Consider the following 16,178-nt stretch of genomic DNA (forward strand, 5'->3'; position numbering starts at 1 on the left):
CGGAAGAAAATCTTATTGCTGATCAACTTACTGATCAATCTGAAAATACCGTGCAGCCGCTTTTCTTTGCGGATTTTTTAATTTGTTCATGGTAAAAATAATTGACAATCACTGGCGGTGCTTCAAAGGGGAGTTTTATATTGTCATTGTTTGTTGCATAATCAAGCCCGATTTTTGCGGCGTATTTTTTTAATTTCATGTTCAGCTGTTCCCAATAATTACGGTTTCCTTTATCATAAATTTCCTGATAGAGGGGCAGCAGTTCCGGGTGGCTGTTTTGTATGTATTTCATAATTACTGTTTTATAGTCGCCCCGCAGATTGAGATTTTCCAGCCAAATCAGATTGCAGTGTTTTTTTGCGCGCCGTATGATGGCTTTTATATCGGTAAGTTCGGGAAATATGGGAGAAATGAAGCAGGTTGTGCGGATGCCTGCCTGGTGAAACGTTTCCATTGCCGCAAGCCGCCGTTCAATACTGACCGCATTGTCCATATCATTTTTAAAATTTTCGTCCAATGTGTTGACAGACCATGAAATACGGGCTTCGGGGAATGTTTTGAGCAAATCCAAATCCCGCAGGATTAAATCGCTTTTTGTCGCAATGCTGATTTTTATGCCGCTTCCTTTCAGCTGTTCCAGTAAGGCGCGTGTGCGCTTGTAATGCTTTTCCTGCGGCAGGTATGGGTCGGTAACGGAACCGATAAACAATTCTTTGCCTGCATATTTTTGGGGATTGCTGATTTCAGTCCATGTTTTGACATCTAAAAACGTTCCCCATGGTTCGGTGTGACCGGTGAAGCGCTTCATGAAAGAGGCATAGCAATAGCGGCAGCCATGGGTGCAGCCCGTATAGGGATTGGCGGAATATTCGCATACGGGCAGATTGGATTTGCTGAGAATGTTTTTTGTTTGGATTTCTCTAATAAGCGGTGTGTTCATGAGCGTACTTTCGCAGAAAAAAGGCTCTGCTTTAGTCAGTCAATGAGGTTTTCATAGGCGAAGTAAAGCGCCATGAGCACGGCACTTTGGCGTATGCTTTCCCTGTTGCCTTCAAAAAGAAAATGTCTCGCCCGAGTTTCAAACGCTCCTAAGAGTACGGGCTTGCTTTCGTTTTGCAGATAAATATGCTTCATGAGCTGGCAGGATTTGAGCCAATTTTGTTCCATGCCGTTTTCAAGCGCCTGCCCTTTTTTGATTTTGATTTTTTTGCGTAATACGGAAAAGTCCTTAGGTAAGGACAGCCCGATAAAGACAGTGCCTACCGGTTTTTCGTCATTTCCGCCGTTCGGACCGGCAATGCCCGAAACGGACAGCCCGATATGGCTTTTGGCAGCGGAACAGACCCCGCCCGCCATTTGGCAGACAGTTGGAATGCTGACAGCCCCGAAGGTTTTGAGGACTTTTTTTTCAACGCCCAAAAGAGAATGTTTAAGCTCGTTGCTGTACGTCAAAACTCCGCCCTCAAACCATGCGCTTGCGCCGCTTATTTGCGTGACAGCGGCTCCGAGCAATCCGCTTGTGCAGGATTCAGCAACTGCCAGACGCATTTTGAATTGAGGCAGAAGAATGCCGAGTTCATGGCTCAGGCAGGCGCTCATGCGGTAAAAATCGAAAAGCGCATTTTTGGCGGAATTTTCCGCAAGGCTTGAGCCTAATGTCTTATCTTGGGAAGCGGGCATGCCCGCTATGAAATCGCTCATGGAAGTTCCTTTTTCGCTTTGTATTGGCTAAGAAGCATGCCTCCCAAAATGGCGAGGGAGGCGAAATATTGTGTCGTTGTCAGGCGTTCTTCCAAAAAAAGCACGCCGATAACAAGGGTGATGACAGGAATCAGGTTGATATAGGCGGCGGCTTCCGTTGCGGAAAGCTTGGAAACGCCGTAATTATAAAAGCCGTAGCCAAGCAGGCTGACAACAACGCCCAAATAAAAAATGGAAAACAAGGGAAGCCAGTCCGGAATGGAAACATCAAGGGTGACAGGGCTGAATTCAAGAGGCAGAAAGGTGAGGGGAAGATAAAAAAGAACGCCTCCGAAGCTCATGGCTGCCGTGTAAACCCAGGGACTCATGGCGGCGGAAAGGTTACGGCAAGCGAGCGTATAGCCCACTCCGCAAAAAACCGCTCCGAGTTCAAGCATATTTCCTAAAAAAGGATTGGGAACAGCCTGGCTTGTTTCCCCGCTGAAAGAAAGCCAAAAAACGCCTAAAAAGGCGAGAATGAAGCCTGCCCATGCGTGGACGCTTTGTTTTTCCTTAAGGAATATCCAAGCGCAGAAGCCTACGCAAAGGGGCATTATGGCGAGAACCATGCCCGCTTGGGCGGAAGACGTATACCGCAGGGCGGAAGTTTCAAAAAGAAAATAAAGGCAGGGTTCGCAAAGGACACCGCCCAACAGGACGGGGAAATTCTTCCTTGTCATATGGGTGATGAGAGGTTTGAGAAAGGGCAGGCAGATAAGGCTTGAAATAAGCATGCGTCCCGCAATGACTTCGAAAGGCGTATACGCCGTCAAAGCGAATTTCAGCCCGATGAAGGAACTCGCCCAAGCTGTCATGCCGATAACGAGGGCTAGGTGGGGAATGCATTTTTGTATGTTTAAATTCATGGTTCGCTACGCCGTTATCTTGATATGTTTGTCTTGCAGCTCTGTGACATAGCCGATTTCAAAGGCTTTATCCCCGTTGTCCTGCAAAGCCCTGCTTATTCGACATACTTTTTCCTCCGGCACCGCCAGCAAAATGCCTCCTGAGGTTTGCGGGTCGTGGCAGAGCGTGGCGATAAGCTCCGGAACGCGTTCTTCAATCTGTACGGATTGTTCCGCGTAGCGCTTATTGTCGTAACAGCGTTTGGGTATCAGCCCGTTTCGGGCGTAATCCAAAACATACCGCATGAAAGGAATTTTTTCTTGCTGCAAAACAATGCTTTTTCGGGAAGCTTTCGCCATTTCCAAACTATGCCCGATGAGCCCGAAGCCCGTAATATCCGTGCTTGCTTCGATTTGAAATTCCTGGATGATGCCCGCAGCGGAGTTATTCAATTTTGTCGTATGGGAAAAAAGCTCTTTTTCGGCGTTTTCCGCATTGTCCCATTTTCCCCGTATGCCGGTGCTCAATACTCCTGTTCCCAGTGGTTTTGTGAGGATGAGAATATCACCTGCATGCAGGTTTTTATTTTGGCTGAAATGGTTTTTATTGACAATGCCCGTGACGGAAAGCCCGAAACGGAGCTCCTTGCTTTCAAGGGTATGCCCGCCGCAGGGAACGGCGCCGGCTTCAAGGGTTTTGTCAAGAGCTCCCTGCATGATTTCTTCTATGACTTCAAGGGGGGTGTCGCAGGAGGAAAAGGATAAGATGTTCATGACAGTATAGGCTTGCCCGCCCATGGCGTAAATATCGGAAAGCGCGTTGCAGGCGGCGCTTTGCCCGAACAAACGGGGATTGTTTCCGAGCGGAGCGATGATGTCGATACTTTGCACAAGCGCTTTATCCTCGTTCGGCAATGCCACGACAAAAGAGTCCTCATTGTGGCTGTGCTCGGAAAGCAGCAATGAAGAATGCTGTTTGGGCAGGAAAGACAAAAGAGCGTCCAGAACCTCCGGAGCGGTTTTTGCGCTTCAGCCTGCGTCAAGGGCTTTGCTCATCAAAGGATAGTGCATTGTTTCCCTATTTGTTTTGCGTTGATAATTTTTGCTGCAGCTGAATTAAAATTTCACGGGCTTGCGTGTCGTTTTGTTCAGCCGCCTTTTGCAGCCAGTATTCCGCTTTTTTATAGTTTTGAAATTTCGATTTCAGCAAATAAAAAACTCCCAGATCGTACTGGGCGTCCACAAGCCCCGTATTTGCCGCGCTTTCATATAAAATATGCGCTTGGTCCAAATTCTTGGGAATGCCCAGACCCTGCCTGTACATGCCCGCCAGAAGATATTGGGCTGTGGGAAAACCTTGTTCCGCCGCTTTTGTGTACCATGCCGCCGCAATGGTTTCATTTTTAGGGACGAGAATACCGTTTTCATAAAGCAAACCCACTTGCAGCTGGGCGGGGGCATAGCCTGAATGGGCGGATTTTCGGTATAACTGTACTGCTTGTCCCATATCTTTGCTGAAGCCTGTTCCTGTTTCGTACATGGTGGCAAGTTCATACATGGAGGGGGCGTGGTCTTTGGCCGCGGCTTCACGAAAAGCGTAAATGGCGTATTTGAGGGCTTCGTCGCCTTGTCCGAACCTGCCTTTGTAATAGAGCAGACCCAAATGGTATTTTGCGTCAATGTTCCCAAGCTCGGCTGCCTGTTTGTAATAATTTGCGGAACGCATGACATTTTGGCGGGGAGAGCCGGCTTCATACATTCTGCCGAGTTCAAGCATGGCTCTTGTATTTTTTTTGCCCGCCAAATCTTCTAAAAGCTTAAAGGCTTTGTCGATGTTTTTTTGTTCACCGGTATCGTAAAAATAGCTTCGCGCAAGGAGGATTGCCGCGTTTTCATCGCCCTGCCGGGATTTTTCTTCCAATTCTTCCCGGTTGATTTGCCGTTTGTTTTGTGCGGTTTCGTTTGCAGGATTTGAAAAGCTTGAATTGTCAGTCCGCTTTTTTGGGGAAAGACTCCTGCTTTCCTGTTCTTGGGAGCTGAGTTCTTTTTTTGCAGCCACAATCCGCAGTTTTTGCAGGTCGTTGATATTTTGAAAAGGCTGTCCGGATTTTTGCGGGGCTGATAACAATTTGAAATTATTGGCTTGCGGCAGGTTTTGAATTTTTGCAGGGGTCGCATATTGCTGCGTGCTTTCCAAAATAAGTTTGTTCAGATCGTCAAGGGGGATATTGTGCAGCAGCTGCGGATCTTTGACTATTTCATTGATAATGGGCTGGTAAGGGCTGTTGATTTTTCCCGTTATGGGCGCTTCGGAAGAAAATATCGTGCGCTCGAATGCCGAGGTGGGGGCCTGGCGGATGATGGTTGGCGGTTCCAAACTTTCTTGGTTTTGCAAAATAGCGAGAATATCCGCGGGAATGGCTGTGTTTTTCGGGTTCTCTTTATAGAGCTTCAAAAATTCCGCACTGACGGCATTGCCCGTATCGAAAGGCTCAAACGGGACAGGCATGGAAGCGGACCGGCTGGTTTGCGCATGAACATTTGGCACAAGGGTTAAGGAAAGAAAAAATAAATAAGGTAAAAAGTTGTTCCGCATAGTTTTTCCGATGGTTCGATTTGCTTTTTTTTATCTCGGATTTTTGTTTTTTTCAAGTTTTAAATTCGTTAAATTTTATTCTCCAGGTATTGACACAACGGAAAACTTTGTCTTTAATGATAAGGCAGGACAGAGGAAATGTTATGGCAATTTTATTTATCAGCACACAAGATTCTATACATGGCCAATCGGAAAATTTGCTCGTTTCGTTGAAAATGAGGAATATCGGTTTTTATTTCGCGTGTCTTGAAAATTCGCACAATGCCGGTTTCGCCAGCGCCAATTCTTTTAATTTTAAGGAAATTGCCACAAACGGCATCATGCAGTATTTTTCCCTTAAAAAATATGTTGCGGGGAATTTTATCACCCATATTCACGTGTTTGACCATAAGGCGCTGCGTTTGGCTTTATGGCTGAAAAGACGGTTTCCTGCCGTAAAAATTATCGGTGAATGGCATGAAAGGCTTCTGGGGGAAGAAAATTTCAGCTTGAATAAGGAAAATGCGTATCTGTATGCTTTGACGCAAAACAAGTTCGAGGTGTTTTTCTGCTCTTCTCCGGAACTGTCCGCTTTTTTGGGCAAAACATATAATATGCAGCATACGGTCGCGTTGCTTCCTTATCTTTCTTTTTCTGCAAACGCGCAGGAAACTCCTTTGTTTCAAAAAAAAGATCGGGTTTTTACGTATTTTTTCCATTCCTATTGCGAACAGCGCGCCGATATTGAAATTGTCTTTCAAGCCGTAAAACAGCTCATGCAGGAAAATTCCGGGCAAAAGCCGTATTTTTTCGCCTGCCTTGAAAAAACGGAAGATATTGCTCCAAGCCTTGCTTTGGCGCGGGAGCTTGGGGTTTCGGACCGTATGGTGATCGCGGACAAGAGCTTTTTCAATGTTTTCTATCCGCTTGCGGACTGTGTGCTTTGCGCTTCAACGGCGGGCGAGGGCGATTATGTCATGCTGCATAAGGCTTGGCATGATGAAAAAGCTGTCATCGCTTCCGACCTTTTCGTGCATACGAAATTCGTTTTGTCCGATTCCCTTGACTGCGCCTTGCTTTATCCCCGTGACGATGTTTCTTCGCTTTGCAAATGCATGCAAAAGGTTTTGCAGGACTCCGAGCTGAGGGAGCAGCTTCTCAAGGGCGGAAAACAAAAAATTCTGCAAATCACCGCGAATCTTCTTGTGAACAGGTATCTGCAAAAATTGAACTTGCTCTAATTTGTTGATTTCATAACTAAAATTTTTCAATTTTCGGTTCTTTTCCGAATGTTTTTTCTTTTGAATATTGTGTATATCTTGTTGAAATGACGTATTAATTTTCCCTTTGCATTAATCGGGAGATTGTGTATACTGACTGCGTCAGTAACATAAGAGAATTTTTAGACATATTTTGACTGGCAATAAGGAGTCGCTATGAAAAAAATCACAAAAATGTTAAGCGCTTTTGCGCTTGTTCTCGGTTTAAGTTTTTCTGCAAACGCAGTGGAACTTATCGTTGCCCATGACACCAATTTCAAACCTTTTGAATTTCGTGACGAAAACGGCAATTACACAGGGTTCGATATTGAGCTTTGGCAGGAACTTGCAAAGCGCGCGGAACTTCAATATAAATTTCAGCCGATGGATTTCAACGGAATTATTCCCGCTTTGCAAACCAAAAATATCGATGCTGCCATTGCGGGCATCACCATCACTCCGGAGCGTGAAGCCGTTGTTGATTTTACAAAACCGTATTACAATACGGGACTTATGATTGCCGTCCGTACGGAAGACGCTGAAAAAGTGAAAAGCCTTGACGATTTGGCAGGAAAAATTATCGCAACCAAAACAGCGACGTCTTCCGCCGAATATCTCCGTACAACCTTCACAAAAGCGAAGGAAGTGAAACTGTTCCCGAATAACGACGGTCTGCTTTTCGAACTTATGGCCAAAGGCGTTGACGGGGTTTTCTTTGACGAAACGATTTTGCAGGACCTCGCAAAAGCTTCCAACGGCACGGTGAAAGTTGTCGGTCCTCTTTACCAGGGGCAGTCTTACGGTATCGCGTTTCCCAAAGGCAGCGAACTTGTGGAAAAAATCAATGCCGCTTATGACAGCATGGTGGAAGACGGCACATATAAAACTCTTTATATGAAATGGTTTGGTTCCGAACCTAAATAATAACTCGCAGTTCCAAGCCTGCGGTTTGTTCCGCAGGTTTGGTTCTTTCGTTTAATCCATTTAAGGTGATTATGGCGTTTGAATTTCAACCACAAGTAATGATAGATTCTTTTCCTCTTTTGATCGGAGGATTGGAATATACTATTTTAATTACCGTTGCAGGTTTGGCTTTGGGGCTTTTTTTAGGCATTGTCGCAGGGCTTATCAATTGCGGAACGAACAAGTTTTTGAAATATGTCGCCACCGCTTATATTGAAACAATACGGGGAACCCCTCTCATTGTGCAGGTCATGTTCCTATATTTCGGGCTTCCTCTTGCGCTGGGGGTCCGTATTCCTCCTGTGACGGCGGGCGTTATCGCCATCGGGGTGAATGCCGGCGCGTATATTGCGGAAATCGTGCGCGGCGCGATTATTTCCATTCACCACGGGCAGGAAGAAGCCGCCCGTTCAACCGGCTTGAACAAATTTCAAACCATGCTTTATGTCATCTGGCCGCAGGCTTTCAGACGCATGATTCCGCCGCTCGGCAACCAATTCATCATTTCTTTAAAAGATACTTCCTTGCTTGTCGTCATCGGGGTTGCCGAACTGACGCGCCGGGGGCAGGAAATTATTTCAATCAATTTCAAAGCCTTTGAAATTTGGCTTGCCGTCGCACTTTTGTATTTGTGTTTGACGCTGAGCCTTTCCTATCTTCTCCGTCTGCTGGAAAGACGCATGAATGCCAAAATAATGAAAAACTGAACGTGAGATTATGACAAGAGCCAAAATCCACCTTTTGCCAACCGAATTACGCAATCAAATCGCTGCGGGCGAAGTTGTGGAAAGACCCGCCAGCGTGGTGAAAGAACTTGTGGAAAACGCCCTTGATGCGAATGCCACGGAAATTTCCGTCGTCATCGAGGATGGCGGACAAAGTCTTATTTCCGTTCAGGATAACGGTATCGGCATACCAAAAGATGAATTGGAACTTGCCGTTACCCGTCACGCGACAAGCAAACTGCAAACTTCCGCCGATTTATCCAATATTTCTTCCTATGGTTTCAGAGGAGAGGCTCTTCCAAGCATAGCTTCCGTTTCCCGTTTCCGGATTGTTTCAAAAACGCAGGAAGACAGCCTCGCCGGCGAACTTTGCGTCAATTTCGGGGATATCGGGGAAAACGCTCCCGCAAGCTTGAGGCAGGGCACGCTTATTGAAGTTCGCGATTTGTTTTTCAATATTCCGGCACGCCTTAAATTTCTTAAAAATCCGGCTACGGAACTCAAGCGTGTCACTGATTTGTTTGTGCGCTTGGCGCTTGGGGCTGACGGTGTAAGCTTCAGCCTTGTTTCCGGTTCAAGGACCGTGCAGGAATTTTTCAGGTTTGAAGATAAAAAAGAACGGCTTGCGAAAATTTGGTCCGGTTCGGTTATCGAAAACCTTATTCCGGTCGATTATTCGGCTTATGGCATGCGGGTTTTCGGTTATATTTCCAATCCTAAGTCTTTGCAGTCCCGTCCCGACAGAGTGCTCTTATACGTCAACGGCAGATCTGTGAATGACAAACTCATGCTCAAAGCCATCCGTCAGGCGTATGCCGGTAAAATCATCAGCCGTGATTATCCTCAATGTCTGCTGTTTTTGGAGCTTGACCCTAAAGAAGTCGATGTCAATGTGCACCCGGCGAAAAGCGAGGTGCGGTTCCGTGACGAAAGAGCCTTGTTCGCCCTTATGGCAAAGGCTGTGGAAAGCGCTTTGGCGAAATGCCCTTATTATTTCAGTGTGAAAAATTTGCAGGACGAAGAAAAGCCGGAGCAGACGCAAGCACGGTTCGGCGATTTGTACGCAGAGCAGGCGACACCGAAACCTTTGGGCTTTTGGGGCGATGCCGATAGGGAAACCCGTCTTGGTTTTGTGAAAGAACAACAGCGAAACGACAGTTCCTACGAAAGCATTGTCACAGAATATTTCATAGGCAGCTGCGATAAGCAGGAAGAGCAACTCCGCCGGGCTGAACCTTTGGAACCTTTCTTCGCCCATGATTTTTCAGAGGCAAAGGAGCCGCAGGAGAAAAAGCATGGAGAAACCGTTTCCGCGTCCCAAAATCCTTACGGATTTCAGGATAATTCCTCTGCTGTGAATTTTGACGAATTGATTTCGCAGGCTCCCTATTTAACTGTTTCAGGCAGGCACGCTCTTGCGGAACCTGCGGAAAAAATAGCCCCTTTGTCACAAGATGGTTTTGTTGGAAAAAGCGGGGCGGAGCGGAAGGATTTGCCTTACGGTTTGGAATATTTGGGACAGGTTGCGGAAACGTATCTGCTTTTGAAGAAAGATGATAAGCGGTTGCTGATTTTGGACCAGCATGCTGTCCATGAACGTATTTTATACGATGAGATGAAAAAAGGGCGGGTTCAAATTCAGAATTTGCTTTGTCCTTTGGAGCTTCCTTTGCAAAAGTGTGAAGAAAGCCGTTATGCCGAAGTGAAAGAGACTTTGCAAAAACTGGGTTTTGAATTTGCCGAACAAGAGAAAGAGCAAGGGCTTGTCGTTCAGATATTGGCAATTCCCTTGCGCTGTGACAGGGGTGCCGCCCTTGGTTTCATCAAAGAAATTTTGGCTGAAAAAATGGATGATTTGGACAGCGTGTGGATACGCCATGCCTGCAAAACGGCAATAAAAGCCAATACGCCTTTAGACAGGGCTTCCGCCGTGAAACTTGTTTTGCAGTGGCTTGCGACCGATGAACCGGATAATTGCCCTCACGGGCGTCCCAGTGTGCTCCATTTTGACAGTATGGACCTTGAAAAAATGTTTAAACGCAAGGCATGAGGGTTTTAGCGAAGAAAAAGCCGCTTCATGCCGTAAAATGTCGGGTATGGCATTTGCTTTTTGCCGCCAAAGATGATACGCTGTTTTTAATATCAATATCAATAATGATATTAATATTGAATTTTTGACGGAGAATGAACCATGTCAGAATTGGATACGCTTTTATCAAAGGCTGTGGCTGAAACAAAACAACTTGAACAAGGCGAAGTCTTTTATGTGCGGGATTTGTTCAAAGGCTACAAATGGAACAGAATACCCAGAAAAACCCGTATCATGCTCGGAACCCTTTTTTTGAATTATGTTAAATCAAACAGCTGCGGAATAAAACCTGATGAAAATTCCACGGCGGGACAGCAGCGTTATATTGTGGGATAATTTTTTTGTTCTGATTTTTTTTATGTGAAATTCGGCAGAACGCAAAAAACTATTCCCGCAGGATGTCCGTTTCATTGATTTGTCCTGACACGGAAACGATACGTTTATGGCAAAGCATAGCACAAAATTGATGTTATTTTTTTCAGGGACAGCCGTTATTTTTTTATCAGGCCTTTGCTGTTGGTTCACCCGTACTTTTGGCAAAGTACATATCACGCAGATTTTATGGCATATCGAAAAAGCGGGTACGATAAAAGGCTTTGATGAAATTGTCATAATCGATTTAATAAAATGGCTGTGCATTTGTTCCGCCCTATGCGTATGCTGGTTTTCCGCCGTTTACGGGAGCGCTGTTTTTTCCCGTTTATGCGGAAGAAAAGCCGTAAACCGGACGTCAGCAAAGGCGGACGCTTTTTTATGGGCTTGTGTTTTGCTCGCAGGCCTGTTTTTGGGCTATGACACATTTAATACGTTTTCGTTGTACGATTTGGTGAAAATGAAAAGTATCCGCTATTCGGAAGAAAATGATTTCATTTTAAACAATTATCAGGTTCCGAAACGTGCGGATGTGGTTTTTGAAAAAAAGAATAATCTGGTCATTATCCTTATGGAGTCGTTCGGAACGAAGCTTTGTGTTTCGGAAAAGGAAAAAACGGCTTATATTCCGAAATTGCAGAGTTTGTATCCCAAGTATCAGCATCACGAAGCCTTGGTAAGCTGCCATGCGACAACGTATACCATAGGGGCGCTGACGGCATGGTTTTTTGGTGTTCCGTTAAAATTGCCGCTTGGAATAAAGAAGAATACGTATGGGGAAGACAGTTTTCTGCCCAATGCCCGAAGCGTTTTCGACATAATGGCGGAAAACGCTTACGCCTGTTATCTGTTCATGGGATCGACCGCGGAATTTGCAGGCACGGATTCTTTGTTCAGGCGCGGAAATTTCACTGTTTACGATAAAAACTATTATAGCCAATCAAATAAAATTGATGAAAACAATCGCTCTGTTTGGGGCGTGTATGATTTTTTTCTTTATGACGAACTCTATGAAAAATATTTGGAACTAAGAGAGAATGAAGAGCCGTTTGTGCTTTTTTTGCAGACAATAGATACGCATTTTCCGGGGTATTGCCCGAAAGATAAGGAAAAATACGGCGATATACGCGACAGTTGGGTTCAGGCTGACAGGCTTTTGTATGATTTCATGAAAAAAATGGAACGGTTTTTGGAAACGGACAATGTGAATATTCTGATTTTTGGCGATCATTTGCCCATGGGGGAATTTTCCGCCGTTAATGCCCGCGGCACGCTTTTTAATCTTTTTGCGGGCAGAGCCATGCCGGAAATTCCGAAAAGCAAATTGACGCAGCCGGTAAATCCCATGGATATTGCCCCGACCATTTTGCAGGCGGCAGGGGCGAAATGGAACAATGACCGGTTCGGCTTGGGCGTAAGCATTTTCAGCGAAGAAGAAAGTTTTTCGCAAAAAGAGGGCAAAGAAAATTTGGACGAAAAACTGCTCTATTATTCAAAATTCTATGACAGTTTTTTCTGAAAATCTGTTTACGCGGCGCACCGTACACGAGTACGCAGTTTGTTGAAATTGGCAGGGGTTGGAAACGTTTTTTCGGGAGCGGATAAGAAAACGGACCACCCCGTTGTTTTTTTGTTTTTCTCGATCCGGCTTTTATCCGGATTAAATATTTCAATCCTGCTGTTTGCTGTTTTCAGGAGGGGGCTTTAAAAAACGTGCGGCATCCGCATTCGTTGTTTTGCGCTTTGACGTTAATGTTTATTTACCGCAGGGCAGTTCTGTCCGCTAAGAAACAATAGACAATTTTTTTTGTTTAGCCGTTATCGTGCGGAAAATGGCGGTCAAGGGCTGAAACTCATTGTAAATGATGATGAAACCGCAAACAGCGTGAGACTGCAAATAAGAAGCCTTGTCTGCATTAAGCCCGTTCACCGGTATTGTCCGGTAAACGGGACTTTTTTGGTTTTTATTTTTGTTTTTCAATAATTCTGAAGCCGGTATCACTATCGATTTTTGCGGCTTCTTTTTTGAAGTTCTGAAGCCACTGTTCGCCGAAAAGAAGTTCGGAAAGCCATTCCGCGCTGTGCAGGACGGGGTGTTTGGCAAGTTCCGTGTAGCCGTCTTCCTTGATTTTGATAAGGGTGCGGCTGATACCGATTTTGCAGGACGGACAGCCCACAATGATGGGCACGTCTTCCATATAGTTCGGCAACAGGTTGATAAGGCGGTTTTTCTTCCTTTCACGCAGGGCATTGTAAATACCGGGGGAAGAATACGCGCCGGTGCCGGATTCTCCGCAGCAGCCCGGACTTAATGTCAGGTTTGAACCGCTTATTTTTTCAATGGCCCTGGCCGCCATGACGCCCCCTTTGACCGCTTTTATGCCGGACCATTCAGGGTGGCAGGACGCATGGTACAGCACGTCTTTTTTGGCGTCGACACAAAGGCTGTGTTCCTGTTCGCTGATAAGTTGGATGAAATCTTTTTGTATGAGCAAATTGCCCTGCGCGTCAGTGAGCCCGTACCGCTGCAAAGAGTCCCTGCAGGAACCGCATGCGGTGACAAGATGACGGACATGCAGTCCTCTCGCTTCCGCCGCACGGATGAGGTTGCTGAGGTATTCTTGGTTTTTGGCAAGATTTTCCCTGTAATTGCCGTCCGCTCCGGAAGAAAGGAGGGGATAGCCGCAGCAAAGGTGCTGTTCGGGCACAATAACGGGAATATTGGCTTGGGTGAGCAGGTTGAGGGTGGCAAGTCCGATTTTGCGGTAAAACAGCGAACCGCCGCAGCCAGGAAAATAAAGGACGGCTTCAATGCCGTTTTGGCTTTGCCGCAATGCTTCATAGCGTTCTTTCGGAACAAAATATCCGCCTTTTTCAAGCCCCAGTTCATTGTACATGCTGTGCAGGCCAAGGTTGGGTCCCTTTCCTGAGAAGAGCGGGCTTTCAAACCTGTCCCGCCACATTTTAGGCACGAAACCGAGCACGGTATTGCCCACTTTCTGCCCGACGGCTGCGGCTTTCGCCATGGTCGGGATACGGGATTGGGGATTGGCGGAAAGCCAGTTGAGCACGGAACTTTTAATCGGGTGTCCGCCCATGCCTTCTTCTTTTAAAAACGCGAGCATGGCGAGGGCGACTTTTGCGGATTCGATTTTTACGGGACACACGGAGGTGCAGCGCCCGCAGCCTGTGCAGTGTTCCACCATGAAACGCAGTTCTTCGAGCAGGCTGTTTTCAATTCTGCCTTTTGTGGCTTGCGTGTAATAAATGGCCTCGGTAATGGCTCCCAAAATCATATTTTTATTGCGCGGGTGATACTGGTAGGAGCGTTCGGGGTAAACCATAGGGCATACCTGCTTGCATTTTCCGCAGCGTGTGCAGGCTTGCACCGTGCTTAACAGCTCGATGAAACGTTCCTTGTCGGCAAGTCCGCTTTCCTTGATATCTTCAATCAAACGGTTGAAAGAGAATGTGAAAGGCCGTACGGGCAATTCCTGCTGGACGAGTTTTCCCGGATTTAAAATTTCCCTCGGGTCGACACGTTCTTTGAACGCGCGCAGTGTCTTGATTTTACTGCGTTCCAGGAAGCTGATTTTTGTAATGCCTATTCCGTGCTCTCCGGAAACGGCTCCGCCCATTTTTTTCGCCATTTCCATAACCCTGAGAACCGCTTCTTCCGCATTTTCCATCATGTGCGGGTCGTTGGAGTTGACAGGGATATTCACGTGACAGTTGCCGTCGCCCGCGTGCATGTGGCTTGCGATGATGATGCGGCTTTTCCGCATGTACTGGGAAATGGCTTGGATTTTTTCACGAAGACGCGGATAGGCTTCTCCCATGGAGTCGATGAAAAGGGTCGCCCGCATGGTGAGTTCGTCGTCGCTGATTTCAATTTCACCGTTTTCAATGTCTATGTTTTCTGCGCCCGCAATTTTGGAGGCATAGGAAAATTCTTTGTTAAATTCCGTATCCTGCATGGGGAAACCCTGCAGGCGCCCTATTTCCTGCAAGGCATAGCGATAGGCTTTGCCCGCCATTTCAAGATTTAATAATTCCAAGAAATGGGCGAAATCAGGAATTTTAGGCATAGGAATAACAACGTCCTCGTTCATTTTAAATCCGGAGGTACGTTTTGCGATTGCGGACAGTTTATGCCTGTCCTCCCAAAAGAGTTCGCTTTCTTTCTTGTCTTTGGCAAGGGCCGCATAAATATATTTGTTGTCGCCGACAAGGGCGAGGATTTCTTTCACGCTTTCATCGAGAAGCACTTCGTCGTTGCCGTCGACCTGCACGATGATGACGGAAATGGGATCGCCCTCGTTCCTGGGTGATTTTCTTTTATATTCAATGGCTTGTACGTATTTGACGTTAAATTCCTCAAGGGCGGAAACACGTACGTAGTCGCCCTCGTTGCGTATTCTGTTCCTTAGTTCCACGATTTTATTGATAAGTTCCGCGGCAGGCTTCATGCTCCGTCCGAAAAATTCAAGGGCGAGGACACGCGAATATTTAGGCTGGTCATGCAGGGTGAAAACAGCGTCGATAATCAATCCGTCAACGCCTTCTTTCTGCATGCCGGGCAAGCCGCCAAGCACCTTGTTGGTAACGTCCTTGCCAAGTCCGGGCAGGCGTATTTCGTCGCCTCTCAATTCAACGACGCTGCGAAGACCGCCTGTGTCGTCATCACGGACTTCAAAGGTTGCGGTTTCCGTTTCCAAAATCTTGTGGCGGGGGTGGCAGACCCTTTCAATGCGGATGAGTTCGCCCGTGGGGGTGACCATGCGCCAGGAGAGGAGGTTGTCAAGGGTTGTGCCGTATTCGAAACAAAACGGACCGCCGGAGTTTTCCGCAATGTTTCCGCCGATGGAAGAAGCTGTTTTCGAGGCTGGGTCAACCGTAAAGAGGAGTTTGTATTCGGCGGCTTTGTCAATGGCGTCCTGGGTGATGACTCCCGCTTCGCAGAGCATGGTTTTATTTTGCACATCGACTTCCGTTTTGGTGAGGCGTGTCATGTTGACAATAACGCTGCGCTTGCGGGCAGGCACGGTGCCGCCGGTCATGCCGGAACCGCCGCCTCTTGGAATGAGGGCGAATTTCATTTCATTGGCAAGCCGCACCAATTGGATGATATGTTCGATATTGTCGGGTTCGACCACTAAAAGAGGCAGTTCCATGCGAAGGTCGGTTGCGTCCGTGCTTGTTTCGACAAGCGCTCCCGGGCGCGTAATCACGCATTCCTTCGGCATGAATTCATATAAGCGTTCCACAAGTTCATGGCGGAAACTCACTTCCGCATCGTGGGCGCTCCAAAACATGGTCATGCCTTCACTTATCGCCGTTGCGTAAACATGGGCGAGGGCATGGGATTCCCGTTCAAAGCGTTCTTCAACGCTTGCCTTTACGGTTTGGGCTGAAATGAAAGGGTTATAGGCGACAAGGAACAATTCTTCGGCGATTTGGCTTGCAAGTTGCTGCACGGCGGTAGGCCAGCTTTCAAATTCATCGAGATTTATCCGTAAAATGCGGTTTACCACGGAAGCTGCGGAGATAGAAATGTGCGGTCCTTTATGAGCCATGAAATACTCCTTGTCGTGTATTTGCAGTACATTA

General features: G+C 46.7%; 11 protein-coding genes and 1 pseudogene. 6 read left to right on the plus strand and 6 right to left on the minus strand.

Annotated features, from left to right (window positions below; all coding sequences use genetic code 11):
* Positions 1-34: 34 nt before the first annotated feature.
* From JBF11_RS08050 to JBF11_RS08070, 5 genes and pseudogenes are all read right to left on the minus strand, one after another.
* Positions 35-940, minus strand: a complete 906-nt coding sequence (locus JBF11_RS08050; RefSeq protein ID WP_334314966.1) for a radical SAM mobile pair protein B — start codon at positions 938-940, stop codon at positions 35-37.
* Between the two features lie 35 nt (positions 941-975).
* On the minus strand, positions 976-1,701 hold the full coding sequence (locus JBF11_RS08055) for a CinA family protein (protein WP_334314967.1): 726 nt from the start codon (positions 1,699-1,701) through the stop codon (positions 976-978).
* Positions 1,698-2,606, minus strand: coding sequence for a DMT family transporter (locus tag JBF11_RS08060; RefSeq protein WP_334314968.1), 909 nt, complete (start codon positions 2,604-2,606; stop codon positions 1,698-1,700). The genes JBF11_RS08055 and JBF11_RS08060 overlap by 4 nt, the downstream gene beginning before the upstream one ends.
* A gap of 6 nt (positions 2,607-2,612) precedes the next feature.
* Positions 2,613-3,602: pseudogene (selD, locus tag JBF11_RS08065) on the minus strand (selenide, water dikinase SelD); the annotation flags it as partial.
* A 61-nt stretch (positions 3,603-3,663) separates the two neighbouring features.
* Positions 3,664-5,181 carry a tetratricopeptide repeat protein gene (locus tag JBF11_RS08070; protein ID WP_334314969.1) on the minus strand — a complete coding sequence of 506 codons (1,518 nt, stop codon included), beginning with the start codon at positions 5,179-5,181 and terminating at the stop codon, positions 3,664-3,666.
* Between the two features lie 143 nt (positions 5,182-5,324).
* On the opposite strand from JBF11_RS08070, the gene JBF11_RS08075 reads away from it, so the two are divergent.
* The 6 genes from JBF11_RS08075 (at position 5,325) to JBF11_RS08100 (ending at position 12,087) form a co-directional block, all read left to right on the plus strand.
* Complete coding sequence (locus tag JBF11_RS08075; RefSeq protein WP_334314970.1) at positions 5,325-6,401, plus strand: glycosyltransferase family protein; 1,077 nt, start codon at positions 5,325-5,327, stop codon at positions 6,399-6,401.
* Between the two features lie 195 nt (positions 6,402-6,596).
* Complete coding sequence (locus tag JBF11_RS08080; protein ID WP_334314971.1) at positions 6,597-7,343, plus strand: transporter substrate-binding domain-containing protein; 747 nt, start codon at positions 6,597-6,599, stop codon at positions 7,341-7,343.
* Positions 7,344-7,414: 71 nt separating this feature from the next.
* On the plus strand, positions 7,415-8,089 hold the full coding sequence (locus JBF11_RS08085) for an amino acid ABC transporter permease (RefSeq protein ID WP_334314972.1): 675 nt from the start codon (positions 7,415-7,417) through the stop codon (positions 8,087-8,089).
* Between the two features lie 10 nt (positions 8,090-8,099).
* On the plus strand, positions 8,100-10,157 hold the full coding sequence (gene mutL / locus JBF11_RS08090; protein ID WP_334314973.1) for a DNA mismatch repair endonuclease MutL: 2,058 nt from the start codon (positions 8,100-8,102) through the stop codon (positions 10,155-10,157).
* Positions 10,158-10,298: 141 nt separating this feature from the next.
* The gene (locus JBF11_RS08095) at positions 10,299-10,532 is read left to right on the plus strand and encodes a single-stranded DNA-binding protein (protein WP_334314974.1); all 234 of its coding nucleotides are present in this window, start codon (positions 10,299-10,301) and stop codon (positions 10,530-10,532) included.
* 106 nt (positions 10,533-10,638) lie between these two features.
* Positions 10,639-12,087: a sulfatase-like hydrolase/transferase gene (locus tag JBF11_RS08100; RefSeq protein ID WP_334314975.1), complete on the plus strand. Its 1,449-nt coding sequence runs from the start codon at positions 10,639-10,641 to the stop codon at positions 12,085-12,087.
* Positions 12,088-12,532: 445 nt separating this feature from the next.
* Here the strand turns inward: JBF11_RS08100 and JBF11_RS08105 are convergent, their stop codons facing one another.
* A complete protein-coding gene (locus JBF11_RS08105) occupies positions 12,533-16,144 on the minus strand; it encodes an FAD-binding and (Fe-S)-binding domain-containing protein (RefSeq protein WP_334314976.1) in 3,612 nt (1,203 codons plus the stop codon).
* Positions 16,145-16,178: the final 34 nt, after the last annotated feature.

This window comes from Taurinivorans muris (assembly GCF_025232395.1).
GTDB lineage: Bacteria > Desulfobacterota > Desulfovibrionia > Desulfovibrionales > Desulfovibrionaceae > Taurinivorans > Taurinivorans muris.

Coding starts and splice junctions, on each gene's coding strand:
- JBF11_RS08070 (WP_334314969.1), bottom strand. CDS start 5,181: ATGCGGAACAACTTTTTACCTTATTTATTTTTTCTTTCCTTAACCCTT.
- JBF11_RS08085 (WP_334314972.1), top strand. CDS start 7,415: ATGGCGTTTGAATTTCAACCACAAGTAATGATAGATTCTTTTCCTCTT.
- JBF11_RS08100 (WP_334314975.1), top strand. CDS start 10,639: ATGGCAAAGCATAGCACAAAATTGATGTTATTTTTTTCAGGGACAGCC.
- JBF11_RS08080 (WP_334314971.1), top strand. CDS start 6,597: ATGAAAAAAATCACAAAAATGTTAAGCGCTTTTGCGCTTGTTCTCGGT.
- JBF11_RS08060 (WP_334314968.1), bottom strand. CDS start 2,606: ATGAATTTAAACATACAAAAATGCATTCCCCACCTAGCCCTCGTTATC.
- JBF11_RS08105 (WP_334314976.1), bottom strand. CDS start 16,144: ATGGCTCATAAAGGACCGCACATTTCTATCTCCGCAGCTTCCGTGGTA.
- JBF11_RS08075 (WP_334314970.1), top strand. CDS start 5,325: ATGGCAATTTTATTTATCAGCACACAAGATTCTATACATGGCCAATCG.
- mutL (WP_334314973.1), top strand. CDS start 8,100: ATGACAAGAGCCAAAATCCACCTTTTGCCAACCGAATTACGCAATCAA.
- JBF11_RS08095 (WP_334314974.1), top strand. CDS start 10,299: ATGTCAGAATTGGATACGCTTTTATCAAAGGCTGTGGCTGAAACAAAA.
- JBF11_RS08050 (WP_334314966.1), bottom strand. CDS start 940: ATGAACACACCGCTTATTAGAGAAATCCAAACAAAAAACATTCTCAGC.
- JBF11_RS08055 (WP_334314967.1), bottom strand. CDS start 1,701: ATGAGCGATTTCATAGCGGGCATGCCCGCTTCCCAAGATAAGACATTA.